Source organism: Achromobacter sp. (assembly GCF_032113835.1).
Lineage (GTDB): Bacteria > Pseudomonadota > Gammaproteobacteria > Burkholderiales > Burkholderiaceae_B > Achromobacter.
Map to the genome: position 1 here is coordinate 1 of NZ_DAMCTG010000101.1, position 18,463 is coordinate 18,463.

Here is an 18,463-nt window from a genome sequence, read left to right on the forward strand (position 1 = left end):
GCCGTCGCCGATCTGCACCTTGGCCACGCCCATGCGCAGCGTGTCGCTGGGGAAGATCGAATAGAAGGGTTGGCGCGACTCCAGGAAGACGGCGCGGTTGGTGGCGTAGAGCAGCGGAATCGAGGTGAGGTCGGCCGCCGCCTTGTGCGCGAAGGGGTCCGACTGGCCCGTCGTGAACTTGACGGGCGTGGGCATCAGTTGCACGGGTGAGGAGCAGGCCGCCAGCAGCGTCGTGAGCAGCGCGGCCAGCATGGCGCGCACGGTTCGCAACGGGCGGACCGGCGGCGCAAGCGAACGCGGTTCGATGAAACGCATGCGGTGGGCCCGGATCAGGGTGGAGGATTGGCGCGGCGCGGAGGCCAAAAGACAACGCGCGATGCGCCGCCGTCATTCCAGTGACATCGGCAAAGGCACGCGAGGATTGTCGCCGTGGTGGGGGCGGGGGGCAAGAGGTAGGGAGCTGCGCGAGACCGCTGAGGTGCAAGACGGCGCTGCTTGGTGTCTGACACCCTAAGAGACGGCCTTGGATGGAAGACGGAGTGGCTTGGGTGTCTGACACCCTAAGAGACGGCCTTGAATGGAAGACGGCGTCACTCGGGTGTCTGACACCTGGTAAGTGGGCGGTGTCAGACACTGGGGACGGTCAGAGGATTCGGCCGGTGTCAGACACCCGGGGTTTCCGGCACGCTGAGGTATAGGCCTCGGTGGCCGATTGCTCAGGTGCGCCGGGTGTCAGACACGCAGGGGGTTAGAAAATGTGGCGGAAGCCCACTGCCGCGCCGAGCTGAGTGCTCTTGCCCGCGATTTCGCCGCTGGCGGCGTCGCTGACCTTGTTCCAGTCGACGGTGCCGTACAGTTGCGAGCGCTTGGACAGCGAGTATTCGGCCACGGCGACCAGAGCGTAGCGCTTGCCCTTGTCGCCTTCGACGACCACGTTCTCGCTGCGGTCGTAGTAAGCGGCGCCAGTGATGGCCCAGCGCGGGGTGGCTTGCCAGGTCACGCCGGCGAAGTAGCCGTTGTCCTTGCGGTCCAGGCTGGCGGTGGTGGTGCCGCCCATGACGCCGTTGACCCAGCCCGTTTCGTCGCGGCCGTTGAAGTAGCCCGCGAAGACCTTGGCCGACTCGAACTGATACGAGGCGTTCAGGTTCCAGGCGCGCTGGCGCTCGTCGGAATCGGTGGCGGCGTAGGTCTGCTGCCAGGCGGCGCCCAGGCCAAGCTGGCCGATCGTGTAGCGCAGGCTGGCGCCATACTGCTGGCCGGCCTTGCGGTCGTCCCAGTCGTCGCCGTTTGCCCACGACGCCACCACGGCCAGGTTGCCGAACGTGTTGGCGTATTTGGTCATGTTGTTGGTGCGCACGCGCGACATGGCGGCGGGCAGCCAGGCGTTCTGCTCGTAGTTGCCGACGGTCAGCGGGTCGAAGTAGTCGGCCAGCAGGTCGAACATGGGCGTGTTCTGCAGGCCGAGCGTCAGCGTACCGATGCTGCCGCCGTCCAGGCCGATATAGGCCAGGCGGCTGAAGGCCTTGGTCGTGTCCGAGCCCTTGCCGTTCTGCAGGTTGATGCCATTTTCCAGGCGGAAGAAGGCGCGGTTGCCGTTGCCCAGGTCTTCGGAGCCGCGCAGGCCCCAACGGCTGTTGGAGATGGCGCCGTTTTCCATCGAGACGCGGCTGCCGTCTTCGCCCACGGCGCCCGAGCTGGTGCTCAGGTAGCGGATGCTGACGTCGGCGATGCCGTACAGGGTGACGCTGGTTTCGGCGCTTGCCGCGCCGGCGGCCAGGCCAAGGCCGGCCGCAGCCAGCGATAAGGTGATGCGCTTCATGTTGGACTCCTCCAGGTGTAGCTGATTTGTAGTTGCGCCGCGCTTGTGGCTTGGCTTGCTGCGCCCGGCGGTTGGCCGGGTGCCAGGCCGCCGCACCGACGCCAGGGTTGGCGCGGGTCCGGAGCAGGGGCCAGCTTGCAGAAATGCGTCGTGCCGTTACCAGTCACGAGCGCCTGGGGATTCTAAGTAAGTTGGGAAGCGAGGAATATCGAAAACATTCGGCGTTTTCCCGGGTTTACAGGCCGATAAACCCGCGCCGCCCTGTTAGCGGACGAACGGAAATGAAAAAACCCCGTTCGTTGGAACGGGGTTCGTGTGGCGCAAACGCGACGTTACAGCGTCATGTGCAGCGGCAGCCAGGTGGCGATGCCCGGCACCACATAGAGCAGCAGCACGGCGGCGATCATCAGGAAGAACATCGGCAGCGACGCGCGCGCGATATAGGGCAGCTCACGCCCGCTCATGCCGGACAGCACGAACAGGTTGAACCCCACCGGCGGCGTGATCTGCGCCATTTCCACCACGAACACGATGAAGATGCCGAACCAGATCAGGTCGATGCCGGCGGCCTGCACCGTCGGCAGCAGCACGCCCATGGTCAGCACCACGATCGAGATGCCGTCCAGGAAGCAGCCCAGGATGATGAAGAACACCATCAGCGCCATGATCAGGCCGAACTGAGACAGGCCCAATCCGCCGATCCATTCCGCCAACGCCCGCGGCAGACCGATATAGCCCATCGCCAGCGTGAGGAACTGCGCACCCGCCAGGATCAGGGCGATCATGCAGTACAGCCGGGTGGCGCCCAGCAGCGACTGCATGAACGTCGAGCCATTCAGCGACCCCTGCAGCGCCGACAGGATCAGCGCGCCCACCACGCCCACCGCCGCCGCTTCCGTGGCGGTGGCGATGCCGGTGTAGATGGAACCCAGCACCGCGCCGATCAGGAGCAGCACGGGAATCAGGTGGCGTGAACGCGACAGCTTCTGCATGAACGTCAGGCCGGGGTCCGCGGCCGGCACTTCGCCGGGATTGCGGATGGCCCACCAGGCGATGTAGCCGCTGAACATCAGCGCCAGGACGATCCCGGGGATGATGCCGGCGATGAACAGCTTGGCGATGGACACGTCCGCCGCCACCCCGTACACGATCATGATGATCGAGGGCGGAATGAGCAGGCCCAGCGTGCCCGCGCCGGACAGCGTGCCGAGGATCTTCTCCTCGGGGTAGCCGCGGCGCGTCAGCTCGGGAATGGTCATCTTGCCGACCGTGGCGCAGGTGGCCGCGGACGAGCCCGACACGGCGGCAAAGATCGCGCAGCCGATAACGTTGGTGTGCAGCAAGCGGCCCGGCAGCCGGTTCAGCCAGGGCGCAAGCCCCTTGAACAGGTCTTCGGATAGCCGCGTGCGGAACAGGATCTCGCCCATCCACAGGAAGAGCGGCAGGGCGGTCAGCGTCCAGCTGGACGAGGCGCCCCAGATCGTGACGGCCATGGCGTCGCCGGCGGGGCGGCTGGAGAAGATCTCCATGCCGATCCATGCCGTGCCCGCCAGCGTCAGGCCGACCCAGACCCCGCAACCGAGCAGGACGAAGATCGAAACGACCAATAAGGTAATGACGAGAAGTTCATTCATGGGTTTGCTGCGAAGTGGCGGCGGCGATGCCGCGCGAACGGCGGACCAGTTCATCGACCAGGGCGACGAAGAACAGGATCGTGCCCGCGGCCATGGTCGTCTGCGGAATCCAGAGCGGCGTGGCGTCGTTCGACGTGGACACGTCGTTGAACAGCCAGGAGTCGTAGGTCAGTTTGATGCTGAAGAAGGCGAAGGTGGCGGCCAGCAGGGAACCGACGGCCAGGGCAAAGATGTCCAGCCTGCGGCTCCCGGCGGGATTCAGCGAATTCAGCAGCAGCGTGACGCGGATGTGCTCGCCGTGCTTGAACGTGCTGGCCAGCGCCAGGAAGCCGGCGGCGGCCATGAAGTAGCCGGCGTAGGCATCGGTGCCGGGAATGTGCAGGTCGAGCTGACGGCCGAGAATGGCCGCCAGCACCGACACAAGTACGCCTATCGTGCACAAGCCGGCCAGAAGGCCGGCTGCGCCGTAAAGACCATCAAGAAAGCGGCGCATGGCGATATCACTGCTTCTTGTAGGCGTCGATCATGGTCTGGCCGTCTGCGCCGGCCTTCTTGAGCCAGTCTTCCAGCATGCGCTTGCCGATCACGCTCAGGCCTTCCTTGAGCTCAACCGTGGGCTGGACGGTTTCCATGCCGTTCTTGGCGAGCTCGGCCTGGTACCACTTGTTCTTTTCCTGCGACAGCTTCCAGCCGCGTTCCTCGGCCTGCGCGCCGGCCTTCTTCAGAGCTTCCTGCGTGGCGGGGTCCAGCGCATCGAATGCCTTCTTGTTCACGATGATGGCGTTCTTGGGCAGCCAGGCCTGCGTGTCGTAGAACTTCTTGATGTATTCGTACGTCTTGGTGTCGTAGCCGGTGGAAGCCGACGACATGTACGAGTCGATCACGCCGGTGGCGAGCGCCTGGGCCAGTTCGGCCTGCTGCACGGTCACGGGTTGCGCGCCGACCAGTTCAGCGATCTTGGCCGTGACGGGGCTGTACGCGCGCCACTTCAGGCCCTTCATGTCGTTGATCTGCTTGATGTCCTTGTTGGCGAAGATGCCCTGGGGCGGCCATGCCACCGCGTACAGCAGGGTCATGCCTTGCGAGGCCAGCTTCTTTTCCAGGAACGGCTTCTGGGCCTGGTACAGCTTGAACGACGCGTCGTAGCCGGTGGCCAGGAAGGGCAGGCCGTCCAGTTCGTAGATCGGGTCTTCGTTGGCGAAGTTGGTCAGCAGGATCTCGCCGATCTGCGCCTGATTGCCTTGCACCGCGCGCTTGATTTCGGGCGCCTTGTACAACGAGGCATTGTTGTGCAGCGTGATCTTGAGCTTGCCTTGCGACAGCGAATCGACGTCCTTGATGAAGGTCGTCAGGTTCTCGACGTGGAAGTTGCTGGCGGGGTAGGCGCTGGGCAGATCCCACTTGGTCTGGGCCTGTGCGCCCGCGCTGAATGCCAGGACGATGCTGCCGGTCAACAGCGAGATTTTTTTGTACATGGTGGTCCTTCTTTGCGAATGATGAAGACGGGTCTGACCCGATAGGCATTGCGAAAAAAAGAAAGCGCGGCGCGGTTTCGCGCCGCCTGAGCGCCGTGCCATTCTATGTTGCTGTGCGGTAACAAAGCGCGGGAAATCGCCGTTTTACGGGTAATTCCTAGGGGGCGATGTTGTTCATTGGTTGAAGGTTCAATGAAGCCGCAAAGTTTGCGTCGTGCGCCGGCGATTGGCCGTCCGGCGGGCTTTTTTTCTTCTAAGATTGCGGAATCGAAGACGCAGTGAAGAGGGTCGCGTGAATTTCGTTTTTCGCCGTGATGAGTTGCTGGTCGAAGCATCGTCCAGCGTGTTGCCGGATTCGGCGTTGTGCGAACGCATTGGTTTGGCCGCCGCCGCCTTGCAGCCGGTCTGGATGGAGACCGGATCCCCATACCGTACGGCCTGCGTCGACCCCGGCCTCGAAGCGCCCGAAGGCTACGCCTTCAAGAAGCTGCGTTCGCTTTTCGGCGTGTTCGACGACGAAGGCATGGCGCTCGCCGGCCGCGCCTATCAGATCGCCGAATGGGCGCGCACCCACCGGTTCTGCGGCGCCTGCGGCACGCCCGCCGAACGTGTGGCGCACGAGTTCTGCCTGCGGTGCCCGGCCTGCGGCCTGTCCGCCTACCCGCGTATCTCGCCAGCGATGATGGTGCTGATCCGCAAGGGCGACAGCATCCTGCTGGCGCGCCATGCCAACGGGCCGGCGGCGCGCTACACGGCGCTGGCGGGCTTTGTGGAACCGGGCGAAAGCATCGAGCAGACGGTCCATCGCGAGGTCTACGAGGAGGTCGGCCTCAAGGTCGGCAATCTGCAGTATTTCGGCAGCCAGCCGTGGCCGTTTCCGAATTCGCTGATGGTCGCGTTCACCGCCGACTATGTCTCCGGGGACATCCGTATCCAGGAAGATGAAATCGCCGACGCCCGCTGGTTCGGTCCGGGCGACGAAATGCCCGAAATCGCGGCCCGCATTTCCATCGCCGGCTGGATGATCCGGGCCAATCTGCCCATGGGGTGGACCGCACCGTAAGTGGCTCCGGCGCCGCCCGCGCGGTAGGGGTATTCCCTCGAAACGAGGGATTTTTTGCGGCGCTCGAGTATTTTTTATTGATGAAATGTAGATAAATTATTAGTATTTCGCTCAGTTAAAACTCGGCGTCCGCCTCTATGACCCCCACTTTGATTGCCTCGTCCGCGCATCTTGCCGGCGGCAGCGCGCCTGATCTTTCCGAGGTGGAGTTCGGCCTCATGATCGCCAGCCACGCGTTTGATCGCTGGACGGTGCGGTGCATGGCGGCCGCGGGCCTGCCGGATCTGACGCCCACCGACGTGATGGTGTTTCACCACGTCTACCACCGCGAGCGGCCCAAGAAGCTGGCCGACATCTGCTTCACGCTCAATGTCGAAGACACCCACATCGTCAGCTATGCGCTGAAGAAACTGGACCGGCTGGGCGTGGTGCGCGGCGAGCGCAGCAGCAAGGAAGTGTTCTACAGCGTCACGCCCGAAGGCGCGGCGATTCTCAAGCGCTACGGCGAAATCCGCGAGCAATGCCTGACCGCCGGCCTGGACGGCCCGGGCGGAGGCGGACTGGAATTCAGCCGCCAACTGGCGCACACGCTGCGCGCGCTGTCGGGCCTTTACGACCAGGCGGCCCGCGCCGCCACATCGCTCTGAATCCAACATGCGGGGCAAGGCCCCGATCTGTCAGCAACCCGACCGTGGCCGAACGTGCTCCGGCGGTCTCTTGTTTTCAAGGACAACTATGAAGTGGCAATTCTGGATTGACCGTGGGGGCACCTTCACCGACATCGTGGCGCGCCGTCCGGATGGCACGACCACCACCGCGAAGATGCTGTCGGAAAACCCCGAGCAGTACCGCGACGCCGCGGTGGCCGGCATCCGCAAGCTGCTGGGCATCGCGCCCGGCCAGCCGGTGCCCGCCGACCAGGTCGAGTGCGTGAAGATGGGCACCACGGTGGCCACCAACGCGCTGCTCGAGCGCAAGGGCGAACGCACCTTGCTGGTCACGACGCGCGGATTCCGCGATGCGCTGCGCATCGCCTACCAGAACCGCCCGCGTCTTTTCGACCGCAATGTCCTGCTGCCCGAGATGCTGTACGAATCCGTCGTCGAGGCGGACGAGCGCGTCGCGGCGGACGGCGAGGTCATCCAGCCGCTGGACGAAGCCGCGTTGCGCCGCGACATGCAGGCAGCGTACGACGACGGCATCCGCGCGGTCGCCATCGTCTTCATGCACGCCTGGCACGCCACCGGCCACGAGCAGCAGGCCGCGCGCATCGCCGACGAGATCGGTTTCACCCAGGTGTCCGTATCGCACGAGGTCAGCCCGCTGATCAAGTTCGTCTCGCGCGGCGACACGACCGTGGTGGACGCCTATCTGTCGCCCATCCTGAAGCGCTACGTCGATCAGGTGGCCGGCGAACTGCCGGGCATCCGGCTCATGTTCATGCAATCCAGCGGCGGCCTGACCGACGCGCACCGCTTCCGCGGCAAGGACGCGATTCTCTCGGGTCCGGCCGGCGGCATCGTCGGCATGGTGCGCACCAGCGAAATCGCCGGTTTCCCGAAGGTGATCGGCTTTGACATGGGCGGCACGTCCACCGACGTGTCGCACTACGCGGGCGAGTTCGAGCGCGAGTTCGAAACCCAGGTCGCCGGCGTGCGCATGCGCGCGCCCATGATGAGCATCCATACGGTCGCAGCCGGTGGCGGTTCCATCCTGCACTTCGACGGCGCGCGCTTGCGCGTCGGCCCCGATTCCGCGGGCGCCAATCCGGGGCCGGCGTGCTATCGCCGCGGCGGTCCGCTGGCAGTGACGGACTGCAACGTCCTTCTCGGCAAGATCCAGCCCGATTTCTTCCCCAAGGTGTTCGGACCCGAGGCCAACGAGGCCCTGGACCGGGACGCCGTGGTCGAACGCTTTTCCGCGATGGCCGACGACGTGCGCGCCGCCACGGGCCGCGAGATGTCGCCCGAGCAGCTTGCCGAAGGCTTCCTCGAGATCGCCGTGGGCAACATGGCCGAAGCCATCAAGCGCATCTCGGTGCAGCGCGGCCATGACGTGACCGAGTACGCGCTGACCGTGTTCGGCGGCGCCGGCGGGCAGCACGCCTGCCTGGTGGCCGACGCGCTGGGCATGACGACGGTCTTCGCGCACCCGCTGGGCGGTGTGCTGTCGGCCTACGGCATGGGCCTGGCCGATCAGACCGACATGCGTCAGAAGACGGTCGAGAAGGTGCTGGACGCGGCCCTCATGGGCGAGCTGAAGGACGAATTGGACGTGCTGGCTGGCCAGGCCGTCGGCGAACTGCGCCGCCAGCATGTGGCGCAAGCCGACATCACGGTGCAGCGCCGTCTGCATTTGAAGTACCGCGGCACCGACACCGCGCTGGAAGTGGCGTACTCGGATCTGGATCAGGCGCGCCGCGACTTCGAAGCCGCCTACCGCCAGCGCTATTCGTTCCTGATGCCCAACCGCGAACTCGTGGTCGAGACCATCTCGGTCGAGGCAACGGGCGGCGGCGAGCGCGTCGGCGAAGCGTCGACGTCGCGCACCCGCGAGGGCGCATTGGCCGCGCGGCGCGTGGTCAGCATGTACAGCGCGGGCGCCTGGCGCGACACGCCGCTGTACGTGCGTGAAGACATGGCCGGCGGTGACGTGGTTGCAGGCCCGGCCATCATTTCCGAGCCCAACCAGACCACGGTCGTCGAGCCCGGCTGGCAAGCTGAATTGACGGCGCAGGATCACTTCGTGATCCGCCGCGTGGAAGCGCGCCGCGAGCAGCGCAAGGTCGGCACGCAGGCGGATCCCGTCATGCTCGAGGTCTTCAACAACCTCTTCATGTCGATCGCCGAGCAGATGGGCTACCGCCTGCAGAACACGGCGTACTCGGTCAACATCAAGGAACGCCTGGACTTCTCCTGCGCCATCTTCGACGCGCAGGCGCGCCTGATCGCCAACGCGCCGCACATGCCGGTGCACCTGGGTTCCATGGGCGAGTCCGTGCGCACGGTCATGAACGCCAATGCCGGCAAGATGATGCCCGGCGACGCATACGTCGTGAACGATCCGTACCACGGCGGCACGCACCTGCCCGACGTCACGGTCATCACGCCGGTGTTCGACAAGGCGGGGCGCGAGATCCTGTTCTACGTGGGATCGCGCGGCCACCACGCCGACATCGGCGGCACCACGCCCGGCTCGATGCCGCCGGACTCCAAGACGGTCGAAGACGAAGGCGTGCTGTTCACGAACTTCCAGCTCGTCAAGGACGGCGAGTTCCGCGAAGCGGCGGCGCGCGGGATCCTGGGATCGGGCCGCTGGCCGGCGCGCAACCCTGATCAGAACATCGCCGACATGCATGCGCAGATTGCCGCCAATGAAAAGGGCGTGCAGGAACTCTTGCGCATGTGCGACCACTTCGGCCTGGATGTCGTGCGTGCCTACATGGGCCACGTGCAGGACAACGCCGAAGAGGCGGTGCGCCGCGTGATCTCGGTGCTGAAGGATGGCAGCTACGAATACCCGCTGGACAACGGCGCGGTCATTCGCGTGGCCGTGCGGGTGGACACCGAAGCGCGCAGCGCGGTGGTGGACTTTACCGGCACGTCGGCGCAGCTGGACAACAACTTCAACGCGCCGGGCGCGATCGCCGTGGCCGCCGTGCTGTACGTGTTCCGCACGATGGTCAACGACGACATCCCGCTGAACGATGGATGCCTGGTGCCGCTGTCCATCATCGTGCCGGAAGGTTCGATGCTGCGTCCGAACCCGCCCGCCTCGGTGGTCGCGGGCAACGTGGAAACGTCCATGTGCATCGTCAACGCGCTGTACGGCGCGCTGGGCGTGCTGGCCGCCAGCCAGGGCACCATGAACAACTTCACGTTCGGCAACGCTCGCCACCAGTACTACGAGACCATCTCGGGTGGCACGGGCGCGGGTCCGGTCCGCATCGACGCGGCCGGTCCGCACGACGAGGGCTTTGCGGGCACGTCGGTCGTTCAGGCGCACATGACCAATTCGCGCCTGACCGATCCGGAAGTGCTGGAGTTCCGGTTCCCCGTCCGTCTGGAGTCCTACGAGATCCGCAAGGGTTCGGGCGGCCAGGGCAGGTATCCGGGCGGCGACGGCGGCGTGCGCCGCATCCGCTTCCTGGAGGACATGACCGCGGCCATCCTGTCCAACAACCGGCGGTACGCGCCGTTCGGTCTGGCCGGCGGCCAGCCGGGCGCCATGGGCCGCAATACGGTTGAACGCGTGGACGGCACCATCGAGGAGCTCGGTCCGCAGGACAGCGCGCAACTGCATCCGGGCGATATCTTCGTGGTGGAAACGCCCGGAGGTGGAGGCTACGGCGCGCAGTGATGCACGCCAGGGTGTCCGGTCCCGATCAGTCGGGGTCGGACATCACATCCAGCGCGATATCGGCGCGCGCCTTGCGGTCGTAGACGCGCAGGACGACCGCCTCATCGGTGATCTCGAACATCGCCGTCGCCAGGGTGTTCTCGTCGTCGGGATCATCCTTGGCGGTACGCAGGATCGGCAGCTTGCCCTCGGTGTCGAGCAGGGCGGCAAGCATGTCCGTGCTGCCCGATTCCGGCAGCCACCCATCCACCAGGCCTTCGATCCGGTTCTGCCGCGCCCGCGACGATTCGGTGACGATCTGCGCCTGGCCTCGCGTGGCCGCGTGCACCATGTGGTTGGCGTGGCCGTAGCGCCGGCCGATTTCCTGAATGGACACCGAACCCGGCGTGACCTCGGCGCTGAGCAGGCGCGGGTCCGACGCCGCGCCCAGCGTGTGATGAAAACTGCCTGCGTGGGGCAGGTTGTGCAGCAGCGCCACTGCTTCATCCAGCGTGGAGCAGTCCAGGACTGCGCGCGCCCCGAACATGCGGGGCACGCCCGCATGCCGCTGCCGGGTGCGCAGATTGTTGATGGTCTGCACCAGGCCTGCGCGGTTGGCGGCGAAGGTGTGGCCGGGCAGGGAGCCCGGGTAGTAAAAGCTCAGGTAACCCGGCGCATCGTCCAGCGCGACGTCCACCAGATGGCAGCGGCCATACAGATAGGGATCGCCGTCCTCGTTGTGACCGATCCAGCGCGAGCCGTCGGCGGTGCGCAGGACGGCCGACGTGCAGCCATCCGTGGTGCTGTGCAGCAGATCGCCACGGCAATGCCATAGCAGCAGTTCCTTGAGCGGCATGCGCAGGCCTTCGGCCAGGCCTTCGAATTCTTCCCAGATCTGCGGCAGGGCGGCCTCCGTCTGCTGCGCCAGTTCGTCGACGAAAGGATGGCCGCGCCACGGCCGCAGGGTCTCCCAGGCGCCGCTCTGTTCCAGATAGGACCCCATGATGGGACGGGCCAGCTTGCCCAGCGCCAGGCCGACCTGGCGGCGGTTTCCAGCGATGCGTACGTATTTGTAGGCCATCGAAAACCTCCGGATGTCTCGCGGATTGTAAGGGGACTGTCGTTCCGCCGGGCTCCATCTGATGCGTTAAGATCGACGATAAGTTGCGCCGGCGAACCCGGCGTGGCCCAGGAATCATGCCCTTACAACAAGCCCGGGGTGCCTGGCGCTCCCCAAGAGGAGAGTTTCATGATCAAACGTAAAGTCGCCGCCGCAATGGTGGGCCTGTCCCTGACCCTGTTCGGCGCCGCTTCGGCCGCACAGGCGCAGGGCAGGGAATTGGTGGTGGCCACCGATACCGCTTTCGTGCCGTTCGAATTCAAGCAGGGCAACACCTATGTCGGCTTCGACGTCGATCTGTGGGCGGCCATCGCGAAGGAACTCAACCTCAAGTACAAGCTTCAGCCGATGGACTTCGCCGGCATCATTCCCGGCCTGCAGACCAAGAACATCGACGCCGCGCTGGCGGGCATCACGATCCGCGACGACCGCAAGAAGGTCATCGACTTCTCGGATCCCTATTACGAAAGCGGCCTGGCCATCCTGGTGGGCGAAAAGAACACCGATATCAAGGACGCCAAGTCCCTGGCCGGCAAGACCGTCGCCGTCAAGACGGGCACCGCGACCGTGGACTTCCTGAAGGCCCAGGTGCCGGACGCCAAGCTCAAGCTGTTTCCCAACATCGACAACGCGTACCTTGAACTGGCCACCGGGCGCGTCGACGCCGCCGTGCACGACACGCCGAACGTCCAGTATTACGCCAACACGGCCGGCAAGGGCCGCGTGAAAGTGGTCGGCTCGGTCAAGAGCGGCGACTTCTACGGCATCGCCTTCCCCAAGGGCAGCGAACTGGTCCCCGAGGTCAACAAGGCGCTCGCCAACCTGAAGGCCAGCGGCGAGTACGACGCGATCTACACCAAGTGGTTCGGCAAGAAGCCCTGACCGGCTCGGCTAGCGGCACTTTTCACGGACGCGCCGTGTAAGCCGCGGTGAGGGACCGGGTCCGGCGCCTTGCCGGATTCCGGGGTGACAAACGCCACCGCTCCCGGCCGCGAGGCGCGTCCGCCATGATGCGGGCGCGCCGCTGCGCGCCATAGGGGGAAGATCGTGGAGTTTGACTGGGCTGTCATCGAGGACGCGATACCCAATCTGCTGACGGGTACGCTCATGACCATCAAGATCACGTTCTGGGGCCTGGTGGGTGGCTTCCTGCTCGGCGCGCTCTCGGGCGTGACGCGGGCCTACGGGAACGCGATCGTGTCGGGCATTGCGCAGGTCTATGTCGCGGTCATCCGCGGTACGCCGATCGTGGTGCAGGTCATGTTCATCTACTTTGCGCTGCCGCTGCTGGCAGACATCCGGGTCGACGCCGAATTCGCGGCGATCGCCACCCTCATCATCAATTCGGGGGCGTACATATCGGAAATCGTGCGGGGCGCGCTGCTGTCGGTCCACAAGGGCCTGAAGGAAGCAGGGCAGGCCATGGGCCTGCCTTTTCACAAGATCCTGCTGCACATCATCGGCCCGGTCGCTTTCCGGCGCATGATCCCGCCGCTGGGCAACCAGTGCATCATCAGCCTTAAGGATTCGTCGCTGTTCATCGTGATCGGGGTGGCGGAACTGACCCGTCAGGGGCAGGAAATCATGGCCAGCAATTTCCGGGCGGTCGAAATCTGGTCCGCCGTGGCGATCATCTATCTGATCCTCACGGGCCTGATGGCGTTGACCCTGCATCTGGTCGAAAAAAGGATGCGCATCATATGAGCATGGTTGAATTTCATAACGTCACCAAACGCTTTGGCGACTCGACGGTGCTGAACGGCATCTCGCTCAATATCGACGCCGGGGAAGTCGTGGTGGTGGTGGGGCCGTCGGGCTCCGGCAAGTCCACCTTCCTTCGCTGCATCAACGTGCTGGAAACCATCAACGACGGCGATCTGCTGGTCGATGGCCTCAGCGTGAAGGGCGACGCGGCGACGGTGCGCGAGATCCGGCGCGAGGCCGGCATGGTGTTCCAGCAGTTCAATCTGTTCCCGCAGATGACGGCGCTGGAAAACGTCATGTTCGGCCCCGTCCACACCCGGGGCCAGGGCCGCGCCGAGGCGCGTCAACTGGCGAAGGACCTGTTGGCCAAGGTGGGCCTGGCCGAACGCATGAATCACTATCCGTCGGAGCTTTCCGGAGGCCAGCAGCAGCGTGTGGCGATCGCCCGCGCGCTGGCGATCATGCCCAAGCTGATGCTGTTCGACGAGCCGACGTCCGCGCTGGATCCCGAACTGCGCCACGAAGTGCTGAAAGTCATGCGCGACCTGGCCGAGGAGGGCATGACCATGGTGGTCGTCACGCACGAAATGGAATTCGCGCGCAAGGTCGGCAGCCGGCTGATCTTCATCGACGCCGGCAAGATCGCCCACGACGGTCCGCCGGAAGAGCTTCTGAGCAATCCGCCCAGCCAGCGCCTGAAGGACTTCCTGCAGCACGTGACCTGACGTGACGTAAAAAAGGCGTCCGGCTTGTGGCCGGACGCCTTTTTTTGGTGTGCGCGGTAAGGAGGGCTTCAGCCCTTCACGCGGACGATCTTCTGCACCTGCGGCACGTGCCGGATGGCGCGGATGACCTGGGCCAGATGCTTGCGGCTGTCGACCTGGATGGTCAGGTGCAGCGACACGGTGGACACGGCGTCGTCGTGCATCGTGACGTGCATGATGTTCGCGTCGGCGGCCGTGACTTCTGCCGCCAACCGTCCCAGCACGCCGCGTTCATTGCGCGTGACGATGTCCAGGCGCGTCGCCAGGTGCTTGGCCGTCTGCGCGTCCCAACCCACGTTGATCCAGCGCTCCGGCTCGCGCAGGCGCTGGCGCAATGCGACGGGGCAATCCGCGGTGTGCACCACCAGTCCATGACCCATGCGCATGCCGGCCACGATGGGGTCGCCGGGCAGCGGGCCGCAGCACGGCGCCAGCTGCACCGCCTGGCCTTCGTTGCCCTGGATCAGGATGGGCGCGCTGCGCGCCGAGGTCAGTTCGTCCACCGCGGCGGCCGTGGTGGCGACCAGTTGGTGCTCCGGCGCAAAGCGGCGGGCAACCACCGCGGCAAGCCGCTTGCCCAGGCCGATATCGGCCAGGATTTCCTCGCGCGAACTGGCGCCGGTGCTGCGCGCCAGTTTCTGCCAGCCCGGGTCGTCGGTGGCGGGCAGCGGCATATGCAGCTCCTGCATCGCCTGGGCCAGCAAGCGTTCGCCGAAAGCCACCGATTCTTCGTACTTGACGGTACGCAGATAGTGGCGGATCTCAGAGCGCGCGCGGCCCGTGCGCACGTAGTTCAGCCATTGCGCATTGGGGCGCGAGGCCGGCGACGTGACGATTTCCACGGTGTCGCCGCTGCTGAGTTCGGTGCGCAGCGGCACGAACTCGCCATTGACCTTGGCCGCGACCGCCTGATTGCCGATGTCGGTGTGGATTGCATAGGCAAAGTCGACCGGCGTGGCGCCTCGGGGCAGCGAAATGATCTTGCCGCGCGGCGTGAACACGTACACGGCGTCCGGGAACAGGTCGACCTTGACATGCTCGAGGAATTCGCCGGAATCGCCTGTCTGGCTCTGGATGTCCAGCAGCGATTGCAGCCATTGGTGCGTGCGCTTCTGCAGGTCATTGAGCGTCAGGTCCGCGCCCTTGTACAGCCAGTGCGAGGCCACGCCTTCCTCGGCGACGTGGTGCATGTCGCGCGTGCGGAACTGGAACTCGACCGGCGTGCCGTAGGGGCCGACCAGCGTCGTGTGCAGGGACTGATAGCCGTTCACCTTGGGGATGGCGATGTAGTCCTTGAACTTGCCAGGCACCGGGCGGAAGAGCTGATGCAGCGTGCCCAGCGCCAGATAGCACTCGGGCAGCGTGTGGACCACGATGCGGAAACCGTAGATGTCCAGCACATCCGAGAAGGACTTTTTCTGGTCGACCATCTTGCGGTAGATGCCGAACAGCGTCTTTTCGCGGCCGCTGACTTCGGCCTCGATGCCGGCGGCGGGCAGGGCGGCCCGCACGGAGTCGGCGATCTTGGTGATGACCTCGCGGCGGTTGCCGCGCGCGGCCAGGACGGCCTTGTACAGCACCTGGTAGCGGTTCGGGTGCATCGCGGCAAAGCACAGGTCCTGCAGTTCGCGGAACAGCAGGTTCAGGCCAAGCCGATGCGCGATGGGCGCATAGATGTCCAACGTTTCGCGGGCGATGCGGCGGCGCTTTTCGGGGTTGACCGCGTCCAGCGTGCGCATGTTGTGCAGCCGGTCGGCCAGCTTGATGAGGATGACGCGCACGTCGCGCGCCATCGCCAGCAGCATCTTGCGGAAGCTCTCGGCCTGTTGTTCGGCCTTGGTGGCGAAGTCCAGGCGGTCCAGCTTGGACAGGCCATCGACCAGCTCGGCGACTTCAGGCCCGAATTTCTCGGCCAGTTCGTGCTTGGCGATGCCCTGGTCTTCCATCACGTCGTGCAGCAGGGCGGCGGACAGCGCGTTGACGTCGAGCTTCCAGCCCGCGCAGATTTCGGTGACGGCGATGGGATGCGAGATGTAGGGCGAGCCGCTGGCGCGGAACTGGCCCAGGTGCGCCTGATCCGCAAAGCGATAGGCTTCGCGCACGCGCTCTACATCATTTTTGTCGAGATAGCTGCCGATGATTTCGGTCAGCGGCGCCAGCGAGGCGACCGGGGATCCGGTCGCGTCCGCCGCTTCTTGAGCGGCGACGGACGGTGGCGTGGGGGAATTCTTGTCTTTCTTGCCCGTGCGGCGCCCAAGACGGGAGCCGGCACGCAGTGCGGCAAGCAGACCAGATGAAGCGTACTTCAGCCCGGGAAAAGCCATGCTTGCAGCCCCCCGGAGCGTATCAGGTGGGAACTTTACGCAGCATTTCCACGCCGGTGAGTCCGCCCGCGATTTCGCGCAGTGCCGTGACCGTGGGCTTGTCTTTGCTGTCCAGGCGCGGGGCGTGGCCTTGCGCCAATTCACGGGCGCGGTAGGTCGCGGCCAGCGTGAGCTTGAAACGGTTGGGGATTTGATTCAGACAGTCTTCGACAGTGATGCGAGCCATTAGGACACCTGGTGCTGATGGATGATGGGGAGAATGCGTTCGGCTCAGTGTTCGGCCGGGATGCCAAGTTGCGCAAACAACTCGGCGTGACGGGCGGCCTGAGACGAAAAACGCAGCCGTGCGGCGCTGACGATTTGGGTCAGCTCCGACAGGGCTACGCTAAATTCTTGATTAATAATAACATATTCGCATTCAGGCGCGTGGGCGATTTCGCCGCCCGCGGCCATCAGCCGGCGGGCAATGACCTGGGGCTCGTCCTGACCGCGCGCCTTGAGCCGGCTTTCGAGTTCATCGATGGACGGCGGCAGCACGAAAATGCCGATCGCGCGCGGGAAACGCTGCTTCACCTGGCGCGCGCCTTGCCAGTCGATTTCCAGCAGCACGTCGCGACCCTGGCTGGTCGCCTCGTCGATGCGGTCGCGCGGCGTGCCGTAGAAATTGCCGTGAACCTCGGCCCATTCCAGCAGGTTCTGCGCTTCGCGCATGCGCTTGAAATCGTCGACCGACACAAAGCGGTATTCGCAGCCGTCTTCTTCGCCGGGGCGGGGTGCGCGCGTCGTGCAGGAAATGGAAAGCAGGATGGAGGAGTCCTGGGCAAGCAGGGCCTTCACGAGGCTGGACTTGCCGGCGCCGCTGGGCGCGACGACCATGAAGACGTTTCCGGGAGTGGCGTGCATGAATGAATGTGACCGGCGTGTGATGCTGAGACTCGAAGAATAGCAAATCGCGCGGCTGGCCGCGCGCGCCGGCCACGCGTGAATCCGCGCTGGTACGCCGTTGGGACTACGCTGGCGGCTCGCAGCGAGGGCGGCGCATCGGGCGCGTGTCATCCTTTTGGCGCGAATGTAGAAAGTGTGTCGCGCTTGGAACCTTCGCTTGCAGCATCTGCAAGACGATTCGGGTAGGATTTCGCGCATTCATAAGACGGAGAATCCGATGAACACGAACGAGATCGATCCGCCCCGCGTCGCCCTGGTCACGGGCGCCGGCACCGGCATTGGCCGCGCGGTCGCGCTGGAATTCTTGGCGCAGGGTTATCGGGTCGTGCTGGCGGGCCGCCGGCGCGAGCCGCTGGAAGCCACCCGGACGGCCGCCGGCGAAGACGGCCTGCGGGCCCTCGTGGTGCCGACGGACGTGTCCGACGAGCAGGCGGTCCGGGATCTCTTCGATACCGCCCAGCGCGAATACGGCCGCCTGGACGTGCTGTTCAACAATGCCGGACGGGGCGCGCCGGCCGTGCCGATCGAGGAATTGCCGGTCGCCGTGTGGCGCGAAGTCGTCGACACCAACCTCACGGGCATGTTCCTGTGCGCGCAGGCCGCGATCCGCATCATGAAGGCGCAGCACCCCCGAGGCGGCCGCATCATCAACAACGGCTCGATTTCCTCGCACGCGCCGCGGCCGTTTTCCATTGCCTATACCGCCACCAAGCACGCGGTGACCGGGCTGACCAAGTCGATTTCGCTGGATTGCCGGGCGTACAACATCGCCTGCGGCCAGATCGATATCGGCAACGCCGCCACGGAAATGACCGAGCGCATGGCCGCCGGCATCCTGCAGGCCGATGGCAGCACCAAGGTGGAGCCGCGCATGGACGTCGCGCATGTGGCGCAGGCCGTGGCCGCGATGGCCCGCCTGCCGCTGGACGCCAACGTGCAGTTCATGACGCTCATGGCCACCAACATGCCGTTCGTGGGCCGGGGCTGAGCATTTGTTTCAGGAACGAAACCGCCGGCACGCGTGTGCCGGCGTTTTTGCGTTTATCCCCTGGCGCCCGCCGGGCGCCGTCCGCCAGCATTGCGCTTAGCGCGAAGCCTGCGCCAGCAGCTGCTTGGGCGGGGTGTCCAGGTAGGCGCGAGCGCCGAGGTAACGCTTGGACCAGTAGGCGGTCTTCATGTCGTCGACGCGAACCTTGGTGCCGCGGCGGGGCGCATGGACAAACTTGTTCTGGCCAATGTAGATGCCGACGTGCGAGGTCACGCCGCGTCCGCGCGTG

Annotated in this window: 17 protein-coding genes; 7 read left to right on the forward strand and 10 right to left on the reverse strand. The window is 65.3% G+C overall.

The genetic code is table 11. The features are described 5' to 3' along the window. The 5 genes from RT697_RS23760 to RT697_RS23780 form a co-directional block, all read right to left on the reverse strand. The coding region (locus RT697_RS23760) for a hypothetical protein (protein ID WP_313702162.1) at nucleotides 1-315 on the reverse strand (315 nt) is incomplete at its 3' end. Nucleotides 316-748: 433 nt separating this feature from the next. Then, nucleotides 749-1,819: a porin gene (locus RT697_RS23765; protein ID WP_313702163.1), complete on the reverse strand. Its 1,071-nt coding sequence runs from the start codon at nucleotides 1,817-1,819 to the stop codon at nucleotides 749-751. Between the two features lie 332 nt (nucleotides 1,820-2,151). After that, nucleotides 2,152-3,453 (reverse strand): TRAP transporter large permease subunit, encoded by a 1,302-nt coding sequence (locus RT697_RS23770; RefSeq protein WP_313369716.1) that lies wholly within the window; start codon nucleotides 3,451-3,453, stop codon nucleotides 2,152-2,154. Further along, complete coding sequence (locus RT697_RS23775; protein WP_313702164.1) at nucleotides 3,446-3,946, reverse strand: TRAP transporter small permease; 501 nt, start codon at nucleotides 3,944-3,946, stop codon at nucleotides 3,446-3,448. Before RT697_RS23775 ends, RT697_RS23770 begins: the two co-directional genes overlap by 8 nt. 7 nt (nucleotides 3,947-3,953) lie before the next feature. Beyond that, entirely contained in the window at nucleotides 3,954-4,928 is a 975-nt protein-coding gene (locus RT697_RS23780; protein WP_313702165.1) for a TRAP transporter substrate-binding protein, read from the reverse strand. A 292-nt stretch (nucleotides 4,929-5,220) separates the two neighbouring features. On the opposite strand from RT697_RS23780, the gene nudC reads away from it, so the two are divergent. The 3 genes from nudC to RT697_RS23795 all read left to right on the forward strand — a co-directional run bounded on the left by nudC (nucleotide 5,221) and on the right by RT697_RS23795 (nucleotide 10,350). Continuing rightward, a complete protein-coding gene (nudC, locus tag RT697_RS23785) occupies nucleotides 5,221-5,991 on the forward strand; it encodes an NAD(+) diphosphatase (RefSeq protein ID WP_313702166.1) in 771 nt (256 codons plus the stop codon). A 137-nt stretch (nucleotides 5,992-6,128) separates the two neighbouring features. After that, nucleotides 6,129-6,638: a winged helix DNA-binding protein gene (locus RT697_RS23790; RefSeq protein WP_191578669.1), complete on the forward strand. Its 510-nt coding sequence runs from the start codon at nucleotides 6,129-6,131 to the stop codon at nucleotides 6,636-6,638. An 88-nt stretch (nucleotides 6,639-6,726) separates the two neighbouring features. Next, entirely contained in the window at nucleotides 6,727-10,350 is a 3,624-nt protein-coding gene (locus RT697_RS23795) for a hydantoinase B/oxoprolinase family protein (protein ID WP_313702167.1), read from the forward strand. A gap of 25 nt (nucleotides 10,351-10,375) precedes the next feature. On the opposite strand, the gene RT697_RS23800 is transcribed toward RT697_RS23795, so the two are convergent. Beyond that, a complete protein-coding gene (locus tag RT697_RS23800; protein ID WP_313702168.1) occupies nucleotides 10,376-11,410 on the reverse strand; it encodes a C45 family peptidase in 1,035 nt (344 codons plus the stop codon). 168 nt (nucleotides 11,411-11,578) lie between these two features. Between RT697_RS23800 and glnH the strand changes: the two genes are divergently transcribed. The 3 genes from glnH (at nucleotide 11,579) to glnQ (ending at nucleotide 13,878) form a co-directional block, all read left to right on the forward strand. Beyond that, the gene (glnH, locus tag RT697_RS23805; protein ID WP_175121679.1) at nucleotides 11,579-12,331 is read left to right on the forward strand and encodes a glutamine ABC transporter substrate-binding protein GlnH; all 753 of its coding nucleotides are present in this window, start codon (nucleotides 11,579-11,581) and stop codon (nucleotides 12,329-12,331) included. Between the two features lie 165 nt (nucleotides 12,332-12,496). Further along, nucleotides 12,497-13,153: a glutamine ABC transporter permease GlnP gene (gene glnP, locus RT697_RS23810; RefSeq protein WP_313702169.1), complete on the forward strand. Its 657-nt coding sequence runs from the start codon at nucleotides 12,497-12,499 to the stop codon at nucleotides 13,151-13,153. Continuing rightward, nucleotides 13,150-13,878, forward strand: a complete 729-nt coding sequence (gene glnQ / locus RT697_RS23815) for a glutamine ABC transporter ATP-binding protein GlnQ (RefSeq protein WP_313702170.1) — start codon at nucleotides 13,150-13,152, stop codon at nucleotides 13,876-13,878. Before glnP ends, glnQ begins: the two co-directional genes overlap by 4 nt. Before the next feature lie 68 nt (nucleotides 13,879-13,946). Here glnQ and RT697_RS23820 read toward each other — a convergent pair whose 3' ends face one another. Genes RT697_RS23820 through gmk form a run of 3 tightly spaced genes read right to left on the reverse strand, consistent with a single transcriptional unit; the run spans nucleotide 13,947 to nucleotide 17,144 of the window. Beyond that, complete coding sequence (locus RT697_RS23820; RefSeq protein ID WP_175121676.1) at nucleotides 13,947-16,241, reverse strand: RelA/SpoT family protein; 2,295 nt, start codon at nucleotides 16,239-16,241, stop codon at nucleotides 13,947-13,949. Between the two features lie 22 nt (nucleotides 16,242-16,263). Beyond that, nucleotides 16,264-16,467: a DNA-directed RNA polymerase subunit omega gene (gene rpoZ / locus RT697_RS23825; protein ID WP_006219679.1), complete on the reverse strand. Its 204-nt coding sequence runs from the start codon at nucleotides 16,465-16,467 to the stop codon at nucleotides 16,264-16,266. A gap of 44 nt (nucleotides 16,468-16,511) precedes the next feature. Next, complete coding sequence (gmk, locus tag RT697_RS23830; RefSeq protein WP_313702173.1) at nucleotides 16,512-17,144, reverse strand: guanylate kinase; 633 nt, start codon at nucleotides 17,142-17,144, stop codon at nucleotides 16,512-16,514. 259 nt (nucleotides 17,145-17,403) lie between these two features. Between gmk and RT697_RS23835 the strand changes: the two genes are divergently transcribed. Further along, on the forward strand, nucleotides 17,404-18,174 hold the full coding sequence (locus RT697_RS23835) for an SDR family oxidoreductase (protein WP_313702171.1): 771 nt from the start codon (nucleotides 17,404-17,406) through the stop codon (nucleotides 18,172-18,174). A 96-nt stretch (nucleotides 18,175-18,270) separates the two neighbouring features. Here RT697_RS23835 and RT697_RS23840 read toward each other — a convergent pair. Continuing rightward, nucleotides 18,271-18,463, reverse strand: a 193-nt coding sequence (locus RT697_RS23840) for an NlpC/P60 family protein (RefSeq protein WP_313702172.1), incomplete at its 5' end; no start/stop codon positions are given.

Bases quoted from the DNA above. Each gene is read 5' to 3' on its own strand.
- rpoZ (WP_006219679.1), bottom strand. From the start codon at position 16,467: ATGGCTCGCATCACTGTCGAAGACTGTCTGAATCAAATCCCCAACCGT.
- RT697_RS23820 (WP_175121676.1), bottom strand. From the start codon at position 16,241: ATGGCTTTTCCCGGGCTGAAGTACGCTTCATCTGGTCTGCTTGCCGCA.
- RT697_RS23795 (WP_313702167.1), top strand. From the start codon at position 6,727: ATGAAGTGGCAATTCTGGATTGACCGTGGGGGCACCTTCACCGACATC.
- glnH (WP_175121679.1), top strand. From the start codon at position 11,579: ATGATCAAACGTAAAGTCGCCGCCGCAATGGTGGGCCTGTCCCTGACC.
- RT697_RS23775 (WP_313702164.1), bottom strand. From the start codon at position 3,946: ATGCGCCGCTTTCTTGATGGTCTTTACGGCGCAGCCGGCCTTCTGGCC.
- gmk (WP_313702173.1), bottom strand. From the start codon at position 17,144: ATGCACGCCACTCCCGGAAACGTCTTCATGGTCGTCGCGCCCAGCGGC.
- RT697_RS23780 (WP_313702165.1), bottom strand. From the start codon at position 4,928: ATGTACAAAAAAATCTCGCTGTTGACCGGCAGCATCGTCCTGGCATTC.
- RT697_RS23800 (WP_313702168.1), bottom strand. From the start codon at position 11,410: ATGGCCTACAAATACGTACGCATCGCTGGAAACCGCCGCCAGGTCGGC.
- glnQ (WP_313702170.1), top strand. From the start codon at position 13,150: ATGAGCATGGTTGAATTTCATAACGTCACCAAACGCTTTGGCGACTCG.
- RT697_RS23770 (WP_313369716.1), bottom strand. From the start codon at position 3,453: ATGAATGAACTTCTCGTCATTACCTTATTGGTCGTTTCGATCTTCGTC.
- RT697_RS23765 (WP_313702163.1), bottom strand. From the start codon at position 1,819: ATGAAGCGCATCACCTTATCGCTGGCTGCGGCCGGCCTTGGCCTGGCC.
- RT697_RS23835 (WP_313702171.1), top strand. From the start codon at position 17,404: ATGAACACGAACGAGATCGATCCGCCCCGCGTCGCCCTGGTCACGGGC.
- RT697_RS23790 (WP_191578669.1), top strand. From the start codon at position 6,129: ATGACCCCCACTTTGATTGCCTCGTCCGCGCATCTTGCCGGCGGCAGC.